Genomic DNA, 19457 nt, shown 5'->3' with positions numbered 1-19457 from the left:
GTGCTTTTCGCGCTTACCACCGCACCCGCAGCCCGGCCGAAGCATCGAGCCAAGAATTCACGCGGGTGGCTCCGCCTGATGCCCACAGCTTGCCGACTTCGCCGTAGAGGCTGGTCGATTCGCTCAGTGACAGCGTGGCGCCCGCGGCCACCTCCGTCGAGGTGCCGCCCCTGCTGTTCGCGATGGCGGTGCTGGCCGCGGGGTTGACGAAGCGGGCGACATCGTTGCCGCCCGAGGCACGGTACAGGTTCGCCCGCGCATAGGGCTGCAGCCGGCCTGCGCTCGTTGCGATGTCGCCCTTGACGCGCACGCCCACGCGGGCGAGCCAGGTGCTGTCGCGGTCCTGGCGCACGCGCGCCAGCGATGTCCACGTCGTCGAGGTCCAGGCGCTGGTGCACCAGCTGCGCCTGCGGCTGGATCTGCCAGCCCTCCCCCAGCGCGAAGGACTGGCCCAGCTCCAGCGAGGCGCTCAGGCTGCTGGCCTTGCCCTTGGTGCGCAGGCTGGTCTGGGGCTTGACCTCGTAGCGATGGCGCCCGGCCTGCAGGACACCGTCGACGTAGAAGCCGCTGGTATCGGTGTAGGTGGCATAGCCACCCAGGTACTGGCTGCGCAGGTCGTTGCTGCCGACGGCCAGGTTGGCGATGCCGCGGGCGAAGCCCTTGACCTGCATGTCGCCGTCGAGCTGGCCGACGTAGAGGCCGGCACGCCAATTGGCATTGGTCCACAGGTCGGTGCCGGCTTGCAGGCCGCTCAGGCGCCCCTCGCTGTGCGGGCTGTTGGCACCCTGCAGCACCTGAGTGCCGTCGGTCAGCGCGACGCTCCCCGTCCCGCTGATGATGCCGCTGAAGGTGCCGGCGGCGTCGGACAGCGTCAACGTCCGGCTGCCGAGGACCACGGAGCCACTGCCGGCCAAGCTGCGAATGGTGGTGCCCGTGGTGGTGATGTTGCCGATGTCGAATACGCCATCGCTCCCCGTGGGCGGAGTCGGGGCGAAGGTTGGGGCCGAGACCACGTCCGGGTCGGTCGCCCTGCCGCCTGATCCGCCGCCGATGACGCAACGCCCATCGTTTTGCCTACAGCCGCCATCACCACCACTCGAGCCGAACTCCTGTGCCTGTGCGGCAGAAGCTGCCACAGCACTGAGCACGAGGAGGGCTGCTCCGGCCACGGTGCGTGAGCGGCTGCGCTTGCCGCGCGCATGGGTGTTTTCGGGAGCAGCCACCCAGGCGTTGAGCGCGGGGTTCCAAAGGCTGCGGTGCATTCTGTTCATGGGCGAGGGTCTCGGGTTGACGTTGGAAGCTTCACGCCTCAGCTCATGAGGGAATTCGGCGCGCGGCAAATGCTAGAAATCATTCGAGCTGGCGCCGAGTTCCTACGACAAAAAACCAGAATGAATGCGTCAACGCTGCCGTTCGCCCGGGCGCGCATCGTTGGTATCGAAAGTATTTCGACGCACCGCTCACGCGGCAGATCTCTCACGATGAATATCAGTGCAACTCGTCAAGGGAATGCAGGAGCAACGGCTTCCCTTCAGGACTGCCGTGTCGGTGTTTTGCACGCTCTGCGCGAATGCCCTAACTGGGCGACACTCGCCGCATGTTCGATCTCAAAGACAAGACAGCGCTCGTCACCGGCGGCAACGGCGGTATCGGCCTGGGCATGGCCCGGGGTTTGGCACAGGCTGGCGCCCGCGTCGTGATCGCTGCGCGCAACGCGGAAAAATCCGCCGCCGCCGTCGAAGCCTTGCGCGCCCTGGGCAGCGACAGCTTCGCGCTGGCTGCCGACGTGAGCGACGAGGCATCGGTACAGCGCCTCGTCGACGAAGCGGCCGAGCGCTGCGGCCGGCTCGACATCCTGGTCAACAACGCAGGCACCACCGTGCGCAAGCCGGTGGACCAGCTCGCGCTGTCCGAATGGCGCCAGGTGATGGACACGAATCTCACCAGCGCCTTCCTGTGCTGCCGCGCGGCCTACCCGCATCTCAAGAAGGCCGGGGGCGGCAAGATCATCAACATCGGCTCGATGATGTCGATCTTCGGCGCGCCCTATGCGCCGGCCTACGGGGCGAGCAAGGGCGGCATCGTGCAGCTGACGCGCGCCATGGCCGCCTCCTGGGCACCCGACAACATCCAGGTCAACGCCGTGCTGCCGGGCTGGATCCGCACCGAGCTGACCGACGGCGCGCGCGCCCAGGTGCAGGGCCTCGAGGAGCGCGTGAACGCGCGCACGCCCGCCGGGCGCTGGGGCGCGCCGGAGGACCTGGCGGGCATCGCGGTCTTCCTCGCGAGCCCGGCCTCCGATTTCGTGACGGGCACGGCGATACCCGTCGACGGCGGCTATTCGATCGCGGCCTGACGCGGTGACTGCGACGGCATCGCAGTCGTGGGGGCGTTTTCAGATTCAGCGCTGAATTCGCGGCGGTGGAGGCGCCTTGAGCGCCTCGTCCCACACGCGGTTGAACGCCTCGCAGAAGGCTCCCTGCACCACCGACATCGGCCGGTAGCGGTTGCGGATGATGCGGACCTCCAGCCGTTCGCTGCTCTTGAAGGGCCGCACCGCAAGACCGGTGAATGACTGGCCTGCCACGGCGGCGCGATCGATGACGGCGATGCCGGCGCCGGCCTGGGCGAACCAGCAGGCGGTGGTGGAAGAGCGCACCTCGATGTCGAGGCGCAATTGCGGGGCCGCCTTGCCGTAGGCGCGGTGCAGGCTCTGGCCGTACGGCGTGCCGGCGGGCGAGGTGATCACGCGCTGGCCGCGCAGGTCGGAAGGCGTGACCATGGCCTTCGAGGCCAGCGGATGGTCCTCGCGCATCACGCACGCCAGGCCACAGGCGTAGCTCTTGACGGTCACCAGATTCGGATGCTCGTTGGGCAAGAGGCCGATCGCGAGATCGGCTGAATGATCGAGCAGCGCATCGACCATGATGGGCGACACCAGCACTTCGATGCGGCTCTTGAGCAGCGGAAAGCGCTCGTACAGCAGGGCCACCGCGCGCGGCGCGAGGTGTGAGGCCAGGCTGGCCGAGACCGCCAGGCGCAGCGTGCCGGTCTCGGGTCGGGCCAGTGTTCGCGAGACGTCGCGCACACGCTCGACGCCGCGCCACAGGTTCTCGATCTCGGCGTGTAGCTGCTGCGCTTCGGGCGTGGGCACGAGGCGGCCCTTGACGCGCTCGAACAGGGTCAACCCGCTCTGGCGCGCCGCATGCGCGAGCAGCTTGCTCACCGCCGGCTGCGAAACGTGCAGCAGCTCGGCCGCCCCGGCCACGCTGCCCGTGAGCATGACGGCGCGGAAGACCTCCATGTGACGCAGGTTCATAACCGAAGGTTAAGGCATGGGCATGTCTTTTCATTTGCCCGCCGTCGGAGTGCGCCGAACAATACGCATGACTCCCCCCCGCAGCGGGGAGAGACACGAGATGGAGACAAGCCATGACCGAGACGAACATCGGCCCCGCGCGCCGCCGCCTGCTGCAGGCCGCGGCCCTGATGGCCGTGGTCCCTTCGCTGCGCGCACAGGGGTTCCCGAGCAAGCCCGTGCGCATCTACCTGCCCCAGCCCCCCGGCGGCGCGGCCGATCGGCTCGCCCGCGTGCTCGGCGAACGGCTGGAAGCACGCTGGAAGCAGTCGGTCATCATCGAGAACAAGCCCGGCGGCGGCGTGGTGATCGGCACTCAAGCAACCGCACGCGCGGCGCCCGACGGCCACACGCTGGGCCTGCTCGGCAGCTCGCTGAGCATCAACGCCGTGCAGCGCAAGGACCTGCCCTACGACAGCGTGAAAGACCTGCAGCCGATCGCGCGCGTGGGCTACTACACGGTGGCGCTGGTCGCGGCGGCCGACTTCCCGGCCAACGACATCCGCGAGCTGATCGCGTTGGCGAAGAAGCAGCCCGGAAGGCTCTCGTTCGGCTCCAACGGCATCGGCACCTCCGCGCATCTTGCCGGCGAGATGCTCAACCACATGGCCGGCATCCAGCTGCAGCACGTGCCCTACAACGGCGCGGCCAAGATGTACACCGAGATCGTGGGCGGGCAGATCCCGATGGGCTTCTCGGTCGCGAGCTCGGCCGAGACCTTCGTCAAGAATGGCCAGCTCAAGGTGCTCGGCGTGACCAGCACGAAGCGCAGCCCGCTCTATCCCGACTGGCCCGCCATCGCCGAGACCCTGCCGGGGTACGAGGCCGTCAACTGGGCCGGCTTCGCGGCACCGGCCGGCGTGCCGCGCGAGATCGCGCAGCGGCTCGCCGACGACATCGTCGCGGTGCTTGCGATGCCCGAGGTTGCCAAGGCCATGGCCGAGATGGGCGTGGAGGTCTCGCCGCAGGGGCCGGACGAATTCAAGGCCTTCATCCAGAGCGAGATCCGGCGCTTCGCCGCAGTCACCAAGCCGCTCGGCGCACCCACCAACTGACATCACCCATGAACGACGACACCTATGACTTCACGCGCCGGATCCCGGCCGGCGACAGTTACGACCTCGTGGTGGCAGGCGGTGGCCCGGCGGGCACCGCGGCAGCCGTGTGCGGCGCGCGGCTGGGCCTCAAGACCCTGCTGGTCGAAGCGACCGGCTGCCTGGGCGGCATGGGCACCTCGGGCCTGGTCGCGTCCTTCGGGCCGGTGTCCGACGGCGAGCGCATGCTGGTCGGCGGCTTCATGAAGGAGCTGCTCGAAACCATGTGGGCACAGAAGGCCTTCGGCCCGCACGTGGTGCCCGAGTTCCTGCACGCGCAGCTCAACCGCTGGGTCCCGTTCAAGCCCGAGCACCTGAAGCGCATCCTCGACGACTTCGCCGTGTCTGCCGGCGTGGAGCTGCGCTTCTTCACGCGCGTGATCGAGGCCGACACCGGCGGGCGGCGCGTCAACGGCGTGGTCCTGAGCAACGTGGAGGGCCTGCGCTATGTGCGCGCAAGAACCTTCGTCGACGCGACCGGCGACGCCGCGCTCGCCGCGCTCGCGGGCGCCGAATGCAAGGTGGTGCTGCGCGACACCGAAACAGTGGCGCCGAGCACGCTGTGCTCGCTGCTCGGCGGCATGCACTGGGACCATCCGGCCTATGGCAGCGACTGGCGCGGGATCGACGAGGTCAAGAACCACACCAAGACCGAGCTGCTCGCCCAGGCCATCGCCGACGGCCACTTCACGCAGGAGGACCGCTTCATGCCCGGCATGAACAAGATCGGCGAGCGCACCGCGACGCTGAATGCCGGCCATGTGTTCAACCTGAACCCGCTTTCCAACCGCAGCCTCTCCGACGGCATGGTTTTCGGCCGCAAGCTCGCGGTGGAATACCTGGAGTTCTATCGCAAGTACGTGCCTGGCTGCGAGGACCTGGAGCTCCTGGCCACTGCGCCCGTGATGGGCGTGCGCGACTCGCGCCGCATCGTCGGCGAGTTCGAGCTCGGCATCGAGGACTTCCGCAACCGCCGCCAGTTCGCGGACCAGATCGCGGTGTACAACCGCCCGACCGACGTGCATCCGACCGACACCTCGAAGGCGGAATACGAGCGCTTCCTGAAGGACTTTCATGGCAAGGACAACCTGGGCCGCGGTGGCAGCGTGGGCATCCCCTACAGCATCCTGGTGCCGCGCGGCTCCGACAACCTGTGGGTCGCGGGGCGCTGCCATTCGAGCGACACCAAGGTGCACGGCTCGATCCGCGCGCAATCGGCGGCCTACATGATGGGACAGGCGGCCGGGACGGCAGCGGCCCAGTCGATCGCGACGGGGCAGCCGGCTTGCGATCTCGATACACAGGTGCTGGTCGAGCGATTGAGGGAGGCTGGCGCCTATCTGCCGCAGGCCACACTGTCGCGCACGATGACGCGCGGCTGATCGCCGCACGCCGCTCGCGTCAACGCCATTGGAGCAGCAAGGACCAGGGCTGTCGACTCATGTGACGATCGACGCAGGCCGGCGTGCCGGCCTCGCAGCCACGGTAGCTCGGGTCGAGCGATCGGGTGCCGGGTGCGAAGGCAAGGCGGCGCAGTGTGACGGACTGCAGCACGTTGCCGCCGATCGCGTCGAAGCCTTTGGCATCCACGCTCACCACCACGTCGCAATGCATGGGCAATGCAGTGCCGCCGGTGCGGCGCGTGGCCAGGATGCGGCCGAGGCCCTCGAAGTCCGCGAGCCCTTCATCGCCGCTGCGCGCGTGGCAGACCAGGTCGCCGATGCGCGGCGGCGTGCGCGCGAGATCGCAGGCGCGAAGTGCGAAAGGGCTAGCGCGGCCCTGCGCCTCGTCGGCGCGCGCTTGCCACGCGGCGCCCGCATAGTCGGCATGCGCTTCCGAGAACACGAACTCGTCGGGCCTGAGCCCGGCCTGGCGCGCAAGCCAGCTGACGAAAGCGGCGGACCAGGGCGTGTCGATCACGGCCACGCGGTCGACGGCGGTCTGCACCGCCTGCAGGTCATGGGGTTCGAGGCCCAGCGCCGGGTCAATGCCGAGGCCCTGCAGGTACGCTGCCGTGGCCCGGTTCAGGGCCTGCATCAGCAACTCACGGGAGGCGGGGCGCAGCGCGCCGAAGCGCACTTGAGAGGGCAGCGCGGCGTCCTGCGGATCCACAGCACGCCAATAGCCCATCACCCGCTCCCACGATGCCATCGCACCCGGCGAGCCGCGTGTGTCCTCGGCTTCGGAATAGCCGGCCTGGGTGAGCCGGCCTTCGGCATCGAAGGTCTGGCCGCCGAAAGCCTCGTGCTCGCGGCGGGCCACGGCCGCCATGGCCAAGGCGCGCGGGCTGGGTGCGATGTGCAGGCCCGTGGCCTGGCAGGCAGCTCCGGCCGGAGCTGCAAGAGAAAGCAGCGCGGCAGCAAGCGCTGCCGCGGCCGGAAGGCGCCATGGCAAGCCGGATGGAGCGTCGAGGAGCCGCATGCGACGCGAGCATAGCCGTCCGAAGACGCCCCTCCAGGGCGGTCCTGCACTCACCCGCGCGTCAGCATCCGCCCCGCCCTCGTCCGCACGGCAGGCTCCTGCTCGCCGCCGACGAACGCACACGCACCGTTCACGAACACCCGCTCGATGCCCACGCTGGCGCTCTTCGGCCGGTCGTAGGTAGCGGTGTCGGCGATGGTGCGCGGGTCGAACACCACCACGTCGGCCATCGCGCCCACGCGCAGCAGCCCGCGGTCCGCGATGCGCAGGTTGCGCGCGGTCATGCCGGTCATCTTGTGCACCGCCTGCTCCAGCGTGAACAGCTGGCGCTCGCGCCAGTAGCGCGCGAACACGCGCGGGAAGGCGCCCCACAGGCGCGGATGCGGATGGCGGTCGTGCGGCAGGCCGTCGCTGCCGATCATCGCGCGCGGGTGGGCGATCACGCGCTCCACGTCCTCCTCCTTCATCTGGAAGTAGCAGGCGCCGCCGGGCTGGAGGCGCCTGCAGGCCTCCTTCTGGTCCACGCCCCATTCGCGCGCGATGTCGGCCAGCATGCGGCCGGTCACGCCGGGATGCGGATCGGACCAGGTGATGAGGATGTCGATGATGCCGTCGACCAGATCCTCGCGCAGCACGGTGGAGCCGGCCACGTAGGGATAGACGTCGAGCGCGATGTCCTGGCGTTCGGCCAGCGCATCGACCAGCGGCAGCGTCTCCTGCGTGCGGCCCCAGTTGGCGGGGCCGGCGCATTTGTGATGCGAGATCACCAGCGGCGCGCCCGCGCCGAAGGCGGTGTCGCCGGCCTCGTGGATCGCCTCGATGATGCGCTCCATCTCGCTGCGCAGGTGCGTGGCGTAGACGCCGCCGTGGCGCGCGACGATGCGCGCCAGGCCCGTCACCTCCTCGGCCGGCGCGGCGAAGGCCTGCTCGTAGAAGAGGCCCGAGGACAGGCCGTGCGCGCCCTCCAGCATGCAGGCCTCGAGCAGCGCGCCCATGCGCGCGCGCTCGTCCTCGGTGGCCGCGCGGTCGAGCGCGTCCATCGTGGCGAAGCGCAGCGTCGTATGGCCGACCAGCGCCGCGACGTTGAGCGCCGGCTGCGCCGCTTCGACCGCCGCGCGGTAGTCGGCCATGGTGGCGTGCCGGAAGGAATCGAGGCCCAGCAGCGTGAGCGGCGGCTGTGCCTGCGCCGTGCGGTACGGCGCGAGCGAGATGCCGCAGTTGCCCGTGACCACGGTGGTGATGCCCTGCGAGATCTTCGGCAGGTTGAGCGGGTCGCGCAGCACGATCGCGTCGTCGTGCGTGTGGGCGTCGATGAAGCCGGGGGCGATCACCTTGGTGCGGCAGTCGAGCACGTCGAGCGCATCGGCGGCGATCCCTTCAGGCAGGCGCTTGCGCAGGCCCTCGCCCATTGCCGCGATCCGGTCGCCGAGCAGCAGCACGTCGCCCGGCCAGCTCGGGCCGCCGGAGCCGTCGACGATCAGGCCGGCTTCGAGCAGGGTGGCGCTGCCGTGGCCGCTCTCAGCCATGCTTGATCCCTCCGCCATCCCAGCTCTGCAGCGGATGCGTGGTGGCATCGATGCCGTGGCGCTGGAAGGCTTCGCGCGCGCGTTGAAGGCGTTGAACAGCCGGTTCGCCGCGGCGCTGCGCGACGAGCACGGTCAGGATCTCGATCACCGTGAGGTGCGTGAGGTAGGCATCGATGCCCACGTGCATCACCGCGTCGTCGGGCACCGAGAGGCCGAGCAGGAAGTCGGCCCGCGCCGCCAGCGCAGTGCCGGGCCGCGTGAGCGCCACCACCTTCGCGCCCTGCCCGCGCGCGATGTCCACCGCGTCCAGCAGCGAGGGCATGCCGCCCACGTGCGAGATCGCAATCACCACGCCGCCCGGACGCTGGGCCGCGCCCGCCACCTGCTGCAGGTGGTAGTCGGCCCAGGCATTGGCCGAGAGGCCGAGGCGGAACAGGCGCGCCTGCAGGTCGTTGGCCATGAACCAGGAGGTGGCGCCTGCCCCGAACAGGTCCACGTGCGGCGCTGCGGCAATGGCGCCGACCGCGCCGTCGAGCACGGCCATGTCGAGTTGATTGCGCACGCCCGAGACCGAAGCCGCGGCACTGCGCGCGATCTTGCCCACCACCTCGTCGGCCGTGTCGGCGATGTTGACGCGCCGGTGCAGCGGCGAGCCGCCCAGTGCCAGTTCCTGCGCCAGCGCGAGCTTGAACTCACGCAGGCCGGCGAAGCCGAGGTCGCGGCAGGTGCGCATGATGGTGGGCACCGAACTGCGCGAGCGCTCGGCCAAGGTTTCGAAGCTTTCCTGGAGCACGCGGTCCGGGTCCTCCAGGATCAGGTCCAGGATGGCGCGACGCGTGGCCGGCGCGCCCTCGCGCGCAGCGGCGACCTTCTGCAGCAGGGAGTGGGTCATGGCCATCAGAAATGCATCGACACCGCGTCGCTCACGCGATAGTCCTCCTCCACCACCGGCATCCAGTGCCACTTGTCGAAGGTGGTGCAGGGGTGCGAGATGCCGAGGCCAATGCGGTCGCCGACCACGGGCGCCTGCGGCGAGGCGGCATCGTCCCAGCGCAGGTAGGCGTGCTGGTCGTTCAGGCCGGTGATCTTCCAGTCGGCGGGCACGCCCTCGGGCACCAGGCTGCCGCGCGCGGCGCGAGCGATGGGCACGGGCAGCGAGAGGTCGAAGGAGATGTCGCGCTTGCCCACCGCGAGGATCGCAAGCCCGGGCTCGGGGCGCGACTGCACCATCGCCCAGACTTCCATCGCGGGGCGCAGGCTTTCGCCACAGTCGCATCCCAGCCGCTGGTCCACGGCGCGGAGCATCCGCTTGTAGAAGCCGTGGTCGTGCGTGACGTAGCAGCCCGAGCGCAGGATACCGCGCACGCTGCCCTTGAGCGCCGGCTTCAGGCGGCCGGCCACAAGATCGAAGATGGCCGAGCCGCCGGCCGAGACGATCACCTCGTCGCCTTCGAACAGGCCCCGCACATCGCAGTGGCGCGCCACGGACTCGACACGGTCCATCAGCGCATCGGCGTACCCGGTGTCGGCGCCGGTCTCGCCGGTGGCGGCCAGGCCCTCGTAGCACTCGATGCCCACCAGGCGCACGGCAGGGCTCCGGTGCAGGGCGTTGGCCAGCGCGATGGCCTCTTCCTGCTTGCGGCAGCCGGTGCGTCCGCCCTCGACGCCGATCTCCAGCATCACTTCGAAGGGCAGGCTCTCGTGATGGCGCTCGCGCCACGCTTCGATGAGCGCGAGCTGTGCCAGCGAATCGACCAGGAACACGACCCGCAGATCCGTGTGCTCGTGCAGCAGCAGCTGGATGCCGGCCAGGTCCTCGTCGTTCACCACCTGGTTGGCGATCAGCGTGCGGCGTGCGCCGGCCGCGACACCCACCGCGAGTTGCGTGACGGTCGCGAAGGTCAACCCCCAGGCGCCGGCATCGAGCTGGCGGCGGAACAGCTGCGGCGACATGGTGGTCTTGCCGTGCGGCGCGAGGTCGATGCCCCATTGCCGCACGCGTGCCTGCATCCAGGCCAGGTTGTGCTCCAGCGCCTCGCGCTTGAGCACGGCCAGCGGCAGCGGCAGGTCGCCGGCCAGCACATGCCAACCGGCCCGGCCGACCTCGCTGCGGCGCATCGGCGGCTGGGTGCGCGGGTAGCCCTTGAAGCGGGTGTCGAAGAGCGGGTCGAAAAGCGCGTCGTCAGTGGTGGTGGTCATGAGATCAGGTCCTTGCGGATGCAGGCGGAGAAATGGCCCGGCGACAGTTCATCGAGCGGCGGCACGGTCCGCGCGCAGGCCTCGATGGCATGCGGGCAGCGCGTGCGGAACACGCAGCCCGAAGGCGGCGACATCGGGCTCGGGATGTCGCCCTTGAGCGCCACGCGCTCGTTGGGCAACAGCGGATCGGGCTTGGGGCTCGCGGCCAGCAGCGCCCGGGTGTAGGGGTGCTGCGGTCGCTCGAAAAGCTCGCGGGTCTCGGCCACTTCCATCACCTTGCCCAGGTACAGCACGACCACGCGGTCGCACAGGTATTCCACCACGTCCAGGTCGTGCGAGATGAAAAGCATGGTCAGCGACAGGCGCTCTCGCAGGTCGGCCAGCAGGTTGATCACCTGCGCCTGGATCGAGACGTCCAGCGCCGACAGCGGCTCGTCGGCCACGATGAACTCGGGCTCGACCGCCAGCGCGCGCGCCACGCCGATGCGCTGGCGCTGGCCGCCCGAGAACTCGTGCGGGAAGCGGCTGGCGTGCTCGGCCCGCAGGCCGACGGTTTCCAGCAGCTCGGCGATGCGTCGCTCGCGCTCGCCGCGCCCCTTGGCCAGGCCGTGGGTGGACAGCGCCTCGCCCAGGATGGCGCTGATGCGCATCTTCGGGTTGAGGCTGGCATACGGGTCCTGGAAGATGATCTGCAGCTTGCTGCGCAGCCGCCGCAGCGCGCCGGCGGCAAGCCGGCCGATGTCGTCGCCGCGGTAGAGCACCTCGCCTTCGGTGCGCTCGACCAGGCGCAGCAGGGTGCGGCCGATGGTGCTCTTGCCGGAGCCGGATTCGCCGACCAGGCCCAGGGTCTCGCCCGCGTGGATGGCGAAGGACACGTCGTCGACGGCGCGCACCGGGCGCTCGCCGGAGCCGAAGTATTTCTTGAGGCCTCGGACCTCGATCAGGGGGACGGCGGCAGCGTTCATCATGCGGCCTCCGCCAGGGGCTGGGCCGTGGGCACGCGGATGCAGCGCGCCTGCCGGCTTTCCTGCGTCTCGACCAGCGGCGGCATCGCGCTCCTGCAGGCCTCGATCGCGAGGTCGCAGCGCGGCTCGAAGGCGCAGCCCGGCGGTGGTGCCAGCGGGCTGGAGACCTGGCCGCGGATCGCGAACAGCCGCCTGGGCCGCCCCTCCCCGCGCGCCTGCGCCTTGCCGGGCAGGCAGGCGAGCAGGCCCTGCGTATAGGGATGCTCCGGCGCTGCGAACAACGGCCGCACCGGCGCGCGCTCGACCACGCGGCCGGCATACATCACGACGACGTCGTCCGCGTGGTGAGCCACGACGCCGAGGTTGTGGGTGATGAACAGGATGCTCATGCCGGTCTCGGCCTGCAGCTTGCGCATCAGCTCGAGGATCTGGGCCTGGATGGTGACGTCGAGCGCGGTGGTCGGCTCGTCGGCGATCAGCAGCGTCGGATCGCAGGCCATGGCCAGCGCGATCATCACGCGCTGGCGCATCCCGCCCGAGAGCTGGTGCGGGTACTCGTGAAGGCGCCGAGGCGCCGCCGGAATCTCGACCAGCTCCAGCATGCGCAGCGCATGCGCCAGCGCGGCCTTGCGGTCCAGGCCCTTGTGCAGGCGCACGCTCTCGGCGATCTGCTCGCCGATGGTGAAGACCGGGTTGAGGCTGGTCATCGGCTCCTGGAAGATCATCGACAGCTCGTTGCCGCGCAACTGGCGCATCTCGCGCTCGGGCAAGGCGAGCAGGTCGACCGTGCGGCCGTCGCGGGTGACGAAGGCGGTCTGGCCCGACACCTGCGCATCGGCCGTCTTGGGCAACAGGCGCATCAGCGTCAGGCTGGTGACCGACTTGCCGGAGCCGGATTCGCCGACCAGCGCGGTGGTCTTGCCGGGCTGGATCGAAAAGCTCACGTCGGCCACCGAGCGGACCAGGCCGTCTTCCGTGGGGAAGCTGGTGCTCAGGCTGTCGACCGTCAGGCGGGGGGTGGGGGTCGTCATTCAATGGCTCCGCTGCGCGGTCGCGATGGAGGTTTTGCGGTCGGGGCGCGTGCCGAGGACAGGGGGTGTCCCCCTCCGCGAATGTCCCCCGGCTTCGCCTCCTCCTTTATTTCGCTGCGGGGGACACCCCCTGCCCTCGGCACGGGACACGCCGCGTCGTGCGGGCCGATGGACCACGGCCGTGACGGATCACGCCGGTGGGGTGCTCTGCGCAGCGAAATAAAGGAGGAGGCTTGCGGCCCTAGGCCGCGCCGGGGGACATTCGCGGAGCAGAGCACCCCGCCGGCGTGATCCCGCCCCGACGTGAACGCTTTCATCTAGGCCGCCTTCTTGAGCTTGGGGTCGAGCAGGTCACGCACGCCGTCGCCCAGAAGTTGCAGCGACAGCGCTGTGAAGATGATCGCCAGCCCCGGGAACAGCACGACCCAGAAGGCCCGGTCCGCATACTGCTGGCTGCCCGCGACCATGGTGCCCCAGGTCGGGATCTCGGGCGGCACGCCGACGCCGAGGAAGGAGAGCCCCGCCTCCGCCAGGATCGCGTAGGCGAAGATGAAGGACACCTGCACCAGGATCGGCGACATCAGGTTGGGCAGGATGTGGCGCCACAGGATGCGGGAGGTGCGCACGCCCAAGGCGCGCACCGCCTCGACGAAGAGCAGCTCGCGCACCACCAGCGTGGAGGCACGCACCACCCGCGCCACGCGCGGGGTGTAGACCAGCACCAGCGCCAGCACCACGTTGACCAGCGAGGGCCCGAGGATCGCGACCAGCGCGATCGCCAGCAGGATGTCGGGGAAGGACATCATCGCGTCCACCACGCGCATCAGCGGCGCGTCGAGCCGTCGGAAGAAGCCGGCCACCAGGCCCAGTGCGGTGCCCGCGATGACCGAGCCCAACGCGGTGAGCGCCGCGATGGCGAGCGAGTAGCGCGCGCCGTGCACGATGCGCGCATACATGTCGCGCCCCAGCTCGTCGGTGCCCAGCAGGTGCATGGCGCTGGGCGGCTTGAGCCGGTCGAGCACGGCCGTGTCGTTGGGATCGGCCGAGGCGAACCAGGGCGCGCCGAGTGCGAGCACCGCGATCACCAGCAGCACCAGGGCAGAGGCCATCACGATGCGGCGATGCATCAGCTGGCGGAGCGTTCGTGGGAGTTGCATGAATGGCAGCCTCAGATCTTCACGCGCGGATCGACCACCGCATACAGCAGGTCGATCGAGAAGTTGATGAGCACGTAGATGGCGGCGATCACGAGCAGGGCTCCCTGGATCACCGGGTAGTCGCGCCGCAGCACCGCGTTCACCACCAGGTTGCCCACGCCCGGCAGGCCGAACACGGTTTCGGTGACGACGGCGCCGCCGATCATCAGCGCGATGGTCAGGCCCAGCACGGTGACGATCGGCACCAGCGCATTGCGAAGCGCGTGCTTCAGCACCACCGTGCTCTCCGACAGGCCCTTGGAGCGCGCGGTGCGCACGTAGTCCTCGCCCAGCACGTCGAGCATCGAAGCACGCGTGAAGCGGATGATCAGCGCCGAATTGAGCAGGCCCAGCACCGTGGCCGGCAGCACCAGCGCATGCAGGCGCTCGGCCAGCGGCGCGCCGGGTGCGCCATAGCCCGAGACCGGGAACCAGCCGAGCGACACTGCGAAGAACTGGATCAGCACGATGCCCAGCCAGAAGCTCGGGATGCTGGCGCCCAGCATCGCGATGCCGGTGAAGAACTGGTCGACCATGCGCCCGCGAAACACTGCCGAGACGATGCCGCAGGGCAGCCCGATCAGCGCCGCGATGGCCACCGCCATCAATGCCAGCAGCGTGGTCGGCTCGGCGCGCTCCATCAGCGCTTGAGTGACCGGGCGCTGCAGGAAGATCGACTGGCCCAGGTTGCCCGTCAGCACCTCGCGCAGCCAGTAGCCGAACTGCACCGGCAACGGCTTGTCGAGCCCGTATTCCTTCTGCACACGGGCGATGTCGGCGGCCGTTGCCTGGTCGCCCAGCAGCACCGAGACCGGATCGCCCGAGGCGGCGCGCGTCAGGATGAAGACCAGCACCGCGACGATGGCCAGCACGACCAGCATGCCGGCCAGGCGAGAGGAGAGATAGCGAACCATATGGCGATGCCGCGCTGGCCTATTTGATCCTTGCATTCCAGAAGAAGGGCCAGGTCATCGGCTGGTAGTTGTCCAGCGCCGGGCTCTTGGCCGAAAGGCCGTTGAACTTGCCGACGTTGACGTAGGGCACCTCGTCGTACACCACCTGCTGCACCTTGCCCCACAGCGCGCCGCGCTTGACGGGGTCGCTCTCGACGTTGAAGGCGCCGAGCGCAGCCTTCTTGGCCGGCGAGTCCCACCAACCCGGCGCGCCGTCGCCCAACTGCGGCGGCGAGAGCATGGGCTCGGGAAACTGGCCGGAATGGGTGACGTAGATGTCCCACAGCTTCGGGTCGTTGCGCCGCTGCACCAGGGTCGCCCAATCGACCACGTTGAGGTCGACCTTGAAGCCGGCGCGCTTGAGCTGCTCGGCCATCAGGAGCGCCATGTTGTAGTGGAAGTCGTACTGGCGGCTGGTCAGCACGCGGATCGGGTCGCCCTTGTAGCCGGCCTTGGCCGCCGCCTCTTTCGCCTTCGGCGCGTTGCGCTGGTTGTAGAGCTCGGTGCCGCCGGTCGCGTAGAAGGGCGAGCCCTTGGGGAAGTGGTTGCCCTCGGCCACGAAGAAGCGCGTGTCGCCGAAGCCGGCGGCCAGCATCTCGCCCTCGCCCAGCGCCACCTGCACCGCCTGGCGCACCGGCTGGCTCGCCATCACGCCTTCCTTGGTGTTGAAGACGAGGTAGGGGAAGCCGAAGGCCGGCGTCATGATCGGCACCGTCTTGCCCGCGGCTTTCTCCAGCCGCGCCAGCGCCTCGGTGGGCAGCAGGTCGGCAAAGTCGTACTGGCCGGCGAGCGCTCCTTCGACGCGGGTGTTGGCGTTGGGCACCGGCACGAAGCGCAGTTCCTCGATGGCCGCCTCGCGCTTGCCGCCGTAGCCGCTCGGGGCCTCCTTGCGCGCGCTGTACTTGTCGAACTTCGTGAGCAGCACGTACTGGTCGGGACGACGCTCCTTGAACTTGTAGGGGCCGGTCCCGACGAAATCCTTCAGCGGCTGCGCGATCGAGTCCTTGGCCATGATCGCGGCCATGCCGCTCGGCAGCGCGAACTGGGCCAGCAGCGGCGCATAGGGCTGCTTCAGCACCACCTCGACCGCGAGCGGCCCCTTGGCCTTGAGGCTCTCGATCTCCTTGCCCACCGCCTTGCCGCGGGGCGACTGCTCCATCCAGCGCTGCAGGCTGGCGACCACATCGTCGGCGTCCAGCTCGCGGCCGTTGTGCAGCATCACGCCCTTGCGGATCGCGATGGCGTAGGTCTTGCCGTCGGCCGAGATCTTCGGCATGCCCTCGGCCAGCATCGGCACCACGTTCCATTTGGCATCGAAGGTGTAGAGCGGCTCGTACACATGCTGCATGATGGTGCCGACCAGGTCCGCGGTGGAGGCCATCGGGTCCAGCGTCTGGGGCTCGGCCACCATCGCCAGCGTCGCGAAGTTGCGCGTGCCCTGCGCTTGCGCCTGCGGCATCGCGGCCACGCCGGCGAGGGCCAGCAGGCACGCGCCGAGGAGACTGCGCTTCGAGACGGCTGGCTGGTCGCTTCGGCATCCGGGGGTTTGCATGTGGAACTCCTTCGAGGTCGATGAAATGAAAAAAACTTTCTCTTAAGCCAGACTTTGAAGCAACAAACAGGCCAATACATGCGTACAAACCCGATGTTTACCTCTTTTTGCTGAAATATAATTTCAACCGCCTCGGTCGTAGCCGATGCATCCGCCAACTTTTTTACCCAGGAGTTCCCATGCCCCTCGAATACCTCGGCGTCTCGCCCAACGCGTCGGACCGCCAGGTCCGCCCTCTGTCGCCGGCCGTGCGCGCGGGCGACTTCGTCTATGTATCGGGCCAGGTGCCCGCCGACGCCAAGGGCGAGATCGTGGCCGGCGGCATCGAGGCGCAGACCCGCCAGGTCATGGACAACATCAAGTCGGCACTGGCGCTGGCCGGCGCCACGCTCGACGACGTGTGCAAGACCACCGTATGGCTGCACGATGCGCGCGACTTCGGTGCCTTCAACCGCGTCTACATGGGCTACTTCAACGGCAACTTCCCGGCACGCTCGACCACCGAGGCGCGGTTGATGGTCGACGCCAAGGTCGAGATCGACGTGGTGGCCTACAAACCCAAGGCCTGAGCCCATGCACCTGAAGCGCCGCGATGCCCTGCTGGGTGCACTCGGGCTGGTGGTTCTGCCCGCCGCCCGCTCGGCCCAGGAAGCGGCGGTGTGGCCCCGCGACCTGCATGTCCCCGGGGGCGTGGCCCGGCTTTCGCTGGGGCCCGCCGCCCGCCGGCCGCAGGCACGCACCGGGGATGACGTGCCGCTGCTGGTGGTGGGCGATGTCATCGAATGGAGCGCGCTGGTGGGCATCCCCCTGTCCGCGCAGCCGGGCGAGGCTCGCATCCGCGTCCTGCGCGAGGACGGCGGCACCCGCGAGCTGCCCTACGTCATCGCGCCCAAGCGCTACCGCGAGCAGCAGCTCAAGGTCGCGCCGGGCCAGGTCGATCTCTCGGCCGAGGACATGGCGCGCTACGAGCGCGAGCGCACCCACCTGCAGGGCGTGATGGCGACCTTCAGCGAGCCCCTGCCGCAAGGCGAGCTGCGCATGCAGGTCCCGGTGCCGGGGCGGCGCTCCAGCTCCTTCGGCCTGCGGCGCGTGTTCAACGGCGAGAAGCGCAATCCGCACAGCGGGATGGACATCGCGGCTGCCACGGGCACGCCGGTGAAGGCGCCGATGGGGGGACGGGTGATCGACACCGGCGACTATTTCTTCAATGGCGGCACTGTCTGGCTCGATCACGGCGGGGGGCTGCTCACGATGTACTGCCACCTGAGCGCGATCGATGTGAAGGTGGGGGATTTGGTGAAGGCTGGTGAGCGCTTCTGCGCGGTCGGGGCCACTGGTCGCGTGACGGGGCCGCATTTGCATTGGTCGGTGATGTTGAATCGGGCGATGGTGGATCCGGGGCTGTTTCTGTAGCTGGATTGCTTGCTACCGTTCAGCCGTGGTCAATCTACGGGGTTCTTTAACCGCCGGGCGGACTCAGATCTGCCGCACAAAGCCAATGAGCCTCTCCGCAGTGCTTTGCTGCTTCTATCATGATGGCACCTTTCGAATCTTCACAGTCCACTCATTAGGCGGACCCCCGGTGGCACCATAAAGATTAACTCTCTCCTAGACGCCAAATAACGCTCCTCCAACGCCAGCAGCTAGCGCTGCTGCGTCGCTGGCTTTCAACCCGGAAGGGTCAATCCTGTTCGCCGGGTTGTTGCCCACGTAGGCATACAGGTTCACGTCGTCCTTGTAGCCGATCGGATCCGTCTGCAGGAATCGGCCCAGGCTCGGCCGAGCGGCCGGCGGCGAAGCCTTGCGATCAAGCCTGCGTGGCCGCTACTCCCTGGGCATCGCCTCCAGCGCCGCCGCAGACGCCGCGAGCCCCCGCAGGATGGGCTGCGCCACCTTCGCCGGAAAGCCGGTCGGCAGCTGCGCCTCCATGCGCGCGATGACGCCGGGCGTGCTGTCGAGCAGGAAGCCGACGATGTCCTCGGCGTCGGTGCCATAGCCGCACAGGCGCGCAGTGGCATTGAAATGCCGCCTGCGGACGGTCGACCTTCGGTAGTGCTTGTTCTTCCCGATCATGGCCATCGCCAGCGTGGTGTCATGGCGCGAGAACTGGTTGGGCCCCGCACCCTCCACCGGCCAGATGGACATGACGTCGTAAAGCGGCGTGAGCCTGAAGCGCCCTTCAGGCAACAGGTGGATGCTGAAGTTCTTGGCGTGGCCGTCGGGTGCGGCCAGCATCCAGAAGATCAGCTGCGCGGCGAGCAAGGTGCGCAGGTCCTCGCGCGCGCTGACCGACTGGCGCAGGATCCTGGCAAGGTCCAGCACGCCGGGCCCGCCGTCGGCTTCGTACTTCAGATGCGAAGGCACGCCGAGCGCCTGGCAGAAGTCTTCCTGCGGCAAGCGCATGAGCCAGCTTCTCGAGGAATGCAGTTGCCGGTCGAAGCGCTCGACGGCCAGGACTTTCTGCGCCCCGAAGACAAGGATGGCGCAGCGCGGAACCGGCAGCCCATACGCCTGCAGGATGTTCAGGCAGAGCCATTCGTTCTCCACGGAGGTGCTGAAGTCCGCCTGCCGATGCCCCACGAGCCCCAGCGGCAGCTTGAGGATGTGCGTCGTCGGTGTTGCGCCGTGCGGTCGCATCCACTGCCCGTCATGCCACAGGAGCGCGGTCTTCTCCTGCGCGCCTGCGAGCGAGATGCGCAGCACGTCTTCTTCCCCCGGCAAGCCGCCGAGGCGACCCGGCGTCACGGTCTGGCGGAGCAAGGCCTCGACCTCGTCAACGGACATCGGCGTGCCTGAGATCTTCCGGAGCTCCGAGGGCGCTTCGTCTTCATCGAGCAGCTGGATGGCGCCCACGCAATCGCGTCCGACGGCACGCAGCAGCGCGAAGGCGTCGGTGGATGCCGTCCCGAAACGCGTGGCGAGGCGCTCGCGAATGGCGCGGCTGTCAGGCAGCAGGTTGTCGAAATAGCTGTTGACCACCTGGCCCTTGAGCCCTCTCGCCGCGAGCGGAAGCGACAGGGACAGGGGGCGTCCCGCCGGCGAAGCCATCCATGCAGGGTCATAGACGAGCTCTGGCTCGCCGCGCGCAGGGAGCCGCCAGGCACCTACCCGCTCGCCGTTGGCCCAGATCGACAGGACCTGCGAATGCGATCTCCGGCCCAT

Annotated in this window: 17 protein-coding genes and 1 pseudogene; 5 read left to right on the top strand and 13 right to left on the bottom strand. The window is 69.0% G+C overall.

Annotated elements, in window-relative coordinates; all coding sequences use genetic code 11:
• Positions 1-13: 13 nt before the first annotated feature.
• A pseudogene (locus tag ACMGEZ_RS01975) lies at positions 14-1262 on the bottom strand (ESPR domain-containing protein).
• Between the two features lie 335 nt (positions 1263-1597).
• Here ACMGEZ_RS01975 and ACMGEZ_RS01970 point away from each other — a divergent pair.
• Positions 1598-2356, top strand: coding sequence for an SDR family NAD(P)-dependent oxidoreductase (locus ACMGEZ_RS01970; protein ID WP_436820555.1), 759 nt, complete (start codon positions 1598-1600; stop codon positions 2354-2356).
• A 45-nt stretch (positions 2357-2401) separates the two neighbouring features.
• Here ACMGEZ_RS01970 and ACMGEZ_RS01965 read toward each other — a convergent pair whose 3' ends face one another.
• Positions 2402-3319 carry a LysR substrate-binding domain-containing protein gene (locus ACMGEZ_RS01965; RefSeq protein WP_436820554.1) on the bottom strand — a complete coding sequence of 306 codons (918 nt, stop codon included), beginning with the start codon at positions 3317-3319 and terminating at the stop codon, positions 2402-2404.
• Between the two features lie 113 nt (positions 3320-3432).
• On the opposite strand from ACMGEZ_RS01965, the gene ACMGEZ_RS01960 reads away from it, so the two are divergent.
• Both ACMGEZ_RS01960 and ACMGEZ_RS01955 read left to right on the top strand, forming a co-directional pair.
• On the top strand, positions 3433-4413 hold the full coding sequence (locus ACMGEZ_RS01960; RefSeq protein WP_436820553.1) for a Bug family tripartite tricarboxylate transporter substrate binding protein: 981 nt from the start codon (positions 3433-3435) through the stop codon (positions 4411-4413).
• A gap of 8 nt (positions 4414-4421) precedes the next feature.
• Complete coding sequence (locus ACMGEZ_RS01955; protein WP_436820552.1) at positions 4422-5834, top strand: FAD-dependent oxidoreductase; 1413 nt, start codon at positions 4422-4424, stop codon at positions 5832-5834.
• A 19-nt stretch (positions 5835-5853) separates the two neighbouring features.
• Here ACMGEZ_RS01955 and ACMGEZ_RS01950 read toward each other — a convergent pair whose 3' ends face one another.
• From ACMGEZ_RS01950 to ACMGEZ_RS01910, 9 genes are all read right to left on the bottom strand, one after another.
• Positions 5854-6873 carry a DUF2272 domain-containing protein gene (locus ACMGEZ_RS01950; RefSeq protein ID WP_436820551.1) on the bottom strand — a complete coding sequence of 340 codons (1020 nt, stop codon included), beginning with the start codon at positions 6871-6873 and terminating at the stop codon, positions 5854-5856.
• A gap of 50 nt (positions 6874-6923) precedes the next feature.
• Positions 6924-8399 carry an N-acyl-D-amino-acid deacylase family protein gene (locus tag ACMGEZ_RS01945; RefSeq protein WP_436820550.1) on the bottom strand — a complete coding sequence of 492 codons (1476 nt, stop codon included), beginning with the start codon at positions 8397-8399 and terminating at the stop codon, positions 6924-6926.
• Positions 8392-9291, bottom strand: a complete 900-nt coding sequence (locus ACMGEZ_RS01940; RefSeq protein WP_436820549.1) for a MurR/RpiR family transcriptional regulator — start codon at positions 9289-9291, stop codon at positions 8392-8394. The genes ACMGEZ_RS01945 and ACMGEZ_RS01940 overlap by 8 nt, the downstream gene beginning before the upstream one ends.
• Positions 9292-9296: 5 nt before the next feature.
• Positions 9297-10598 (bottom strand): amino acid deaminase, encoded by a 1302-nt coding sequence (locus tag ACMGEZ_RS01935; protein ID WP_436820548.1) that lies wholly within the window; start codon positions 10596-10598, stop codon positions 9297-9299.
• The gene (locus ACMGEZ_RS01930) at positions 10595-11563 is read right to left on the bottom strand and encodes an ABC transporter ATP-binding protein (RefSeq protein WP_436820547.1); all 969 of its coding nucleotides are present in this window, start codon (positions 11561-11563) and stop codon (positions 10595-10597) included. The genes ACMGEZ_RS01935 and ACMGEZ_RS01930 overlap by 4 nt, the downstream gene beginning before the upstream one ends.
• The gene (locus tag ACMGEZ_RS01925) at positions 11563-12594 is read right to left on the bottom strand and encodes an ABC transporter ATP-binding protein (RefSeq protein ID WP_436820546.1); all 1032 of its coding nucleotides are present in this window, start codon (positions 12592-12594) and stop codon (positions 11563-11565) included. The genes ACMGEZ_RS01930 and ACMGEZ_RS01925 overlap by 1 nt, the downstream gene beginning before the upstream one ends.
• A gap of 317 nt (positions 12595-12911) precedes the next feature.
• Positions 12912-13751 carry an ABC transporter permease gene (locus ACMGEZ_RS01920; protein WP_436820545.1) on the bottom strand — a complete coding sequence of 280 codons (840 nt, stop codon included), beginning with the start codon at positions 13749-13751 and terminating at the stop codon, positions 12912-12914.
• Between the two features lie 11 nt (positions 13752-13762).
• Positions 13763-14704, bottom strand: a complete 942-nt coding sequence (locus tag ACMGEZ_RS01915) for an ABC transporter permease (protein WP_436820544.1) — start codon at positions 14702-14704, stop codon at positions 13763-13765.
• Positions 14705-14723: 19 nt separating this feature from the next.
• Positions 14724-16295, bottom strand: a complete 1572-nt coding sequence (locus ACMGEZ_RS01910) for an ABC transporter substrate-binding protein (protein WP_436820543.1) — start codon at positions 16293-16295, stop codon at positions 14724-14726.
• 179 nt (positions 16296-16474) lie between these two features.
• Between ACMGEZ_RS01910 and ACMGEZ_RS01905 the strand changes: the two genes are divergently transcribed.
• Both ACMGEZ_RS01905 and ACMGEZ_RS01900 read left to right on the top strand, forming a co-directional pair.
• Positions 16475-16864, top strand: coding sequence for a RidA family protein (locus tag ACMGEZ_RS01905; RefSeq protein ID WP_436820542.1), 390 nt, complete (start codon positions 16475-16477; stop codon positions 16862-16864).
• A gap of 4 nt (positions 16865-16868) precedes the next feature.
• Positions 16869-17708: a peptidoglycan DD-metalloendopeptidase family protein gene (locus tag ACMGEZ_RS01900; RefSeq protein ID WP_436820541.1), complete on the top strand. Its 840-nt coding sequence runs from the start codon at positions 16869-16871 to the stop codon at positions 17706-17708.
• Between the two features lie 195 nt (positions 17709-17903).
• Here the strand turns inward: ACMGEZ_RS01900 and ACMGEZ_RS01895 are convergent, their stop codons facing one another.
• Both ACMGEZ_RS01895 and ACMGEZ_RS01890 read right to left on the bottom strand, forming a co-directional pair.
• Entirely contained in the window at positions 17904-18068 is a 165-nt protein-coding gene (locus ACMGEZ_RS01895) for an RHS repeat-associated core domain-containing protein (protein WP_436820809.1), read from the bottom strand.
• A 51-nt stretch (positions 18069-18119) separates the two neighbouring features.
• The gene (locus ACMGEZ_RS01890) at positions 18120-19457 is read right to left on the bottom strand and encodes a type II toxin-antitoxin system HipA family toxin (RefSeq protein ID WP_436820540.1); all 1338 of its coding nucleotides are present in this window, start codon (positions 19455-19457) and stop codon (positions 18120-18122) included.

It is taken from the genome of Variovorax stachyos, assembly GCF_051400855.1.
GTDB lineage: Bacteria > Pseudomonadota > Gammaproteobacteria > Burkholderiales > Burkholderiaceae_C > Variovorax.
This window is presented reverse-complemented; position numbering and strand designations above follow the sequence as displayed.

Coding starts and splice junctions, on each gene's coding strand:
- ACMGEZ_RS01960 (WP_436820553.1), top strand. CDS start 3,433: ATGACCGAGACGAACATCGGCCCCGCGCGCCGCCGCCTGCTGCAGGCC.
- ACMGEZ_RS01950 (WP_436820551.1), bottom strand. CDS start 6,873: ATGCGGCTCCTCGACGCTCCATCCGGCTTGCCATGGCGCCTTCCGGCC.
- ACMGEZ_RS01935 (WP_436820548.1), bottom strand. CDS start 10,598: ATGACCACCACCACTGACGACGCGCTTTTCGACCCGCTCTTCGACACC.
- ACMGEZ_RS01900 (WP_436820541.1), top strand. CDS start 16,869: ATGCACCTGAAGCGCCGCGATGCCCTGCTGGGTGCACTCGGGCTGGTG.
- ACMGEZ_RS01955 (WP_436820552.1), top strand. CDS start 4,422: ATGAACGACGACACCTATGACTTCACGCGCCGGATCCCGGCCGGCGAC.
- ACMGEZ_RS01910 (WP_436820543.1), bottom strand. CDS start 16,295: ATGCAAACCCCCGGATGCCGAAGCGACCAGCCAGCCGTCTCGAAGCGC.
- ACMGEZ_RS01965 (WP_436820554.1), bottom strand. CDS start 3,319: ATGAACCTGCGTCACATGGAGGTCTTCCGCGCCGTCATGCTCACGGGC.
- ACMGEZ_RS01905 (WP_436820542.1), top strand. CDS start 16,475: ATGCCCCTCGAATACCTCGGCGTCTCGCCCAACGCGTCGGACCGCCAG.
- ACMGEZ_RS01970 (WP_436820555.1), top strand. CDS start 1,598: ATGTTCGATCTCAAAGACAAGACAGCGCTCGTCACCGGCGGCAACGGC.
- ACMGEZ_RS01915 (WP_436820544.1), bottom strand. CDS start 14,704: ATGGTTCGCTATCTCTCCTCTCGCCTGGCCGGCATGCTGGTCGTGCTG.
- ACMGEZ_RS01945 (WP_436820550.1), bottom strand. CDS start 8,399: ATGGCTGAGAGCGGCCACGGCAGCGCCACCCTGCTCGAAGCCGGCCTG.
- ACMGEZ_RS01890 (WP_436820540.1), bottom strand. CDS start 19,457: ATGGGCCGGAGATCGCATTCGCAGGTCCTGTCGATCTGGGCCAACGGC.
- ACMGEZ_RS01930 (WP_436820547.1), bottom strand. CDS start 11,563: ATGAACGCTGCCGCCGTCCCCCTGATCGAGGTCCGAGGCCTCAAGAAA.
- ACMGEZ_RS01940 (WP_436820549.1), bottom strand. CDS start 9,291: ATGACCCACTCCCTGCTGCAGAAGGTCGCCGCTGCGCGCGAGGGCGCG.
- ACMGEZ_RS01925 (WP_436820546.1), bottom strand. CDS start 12,594: ATGACGACCCCCACCCCCCGCCTGACGGTCGACAGCCTGAGCACCAGC.
- ACMGEZ_RS01920 (WP_436820545.1), bottom strand. CDS start 13,751: ATGCAACTCCCACGAACGCTCCGCCAGCTGATGCATCGCCGCATCGTG.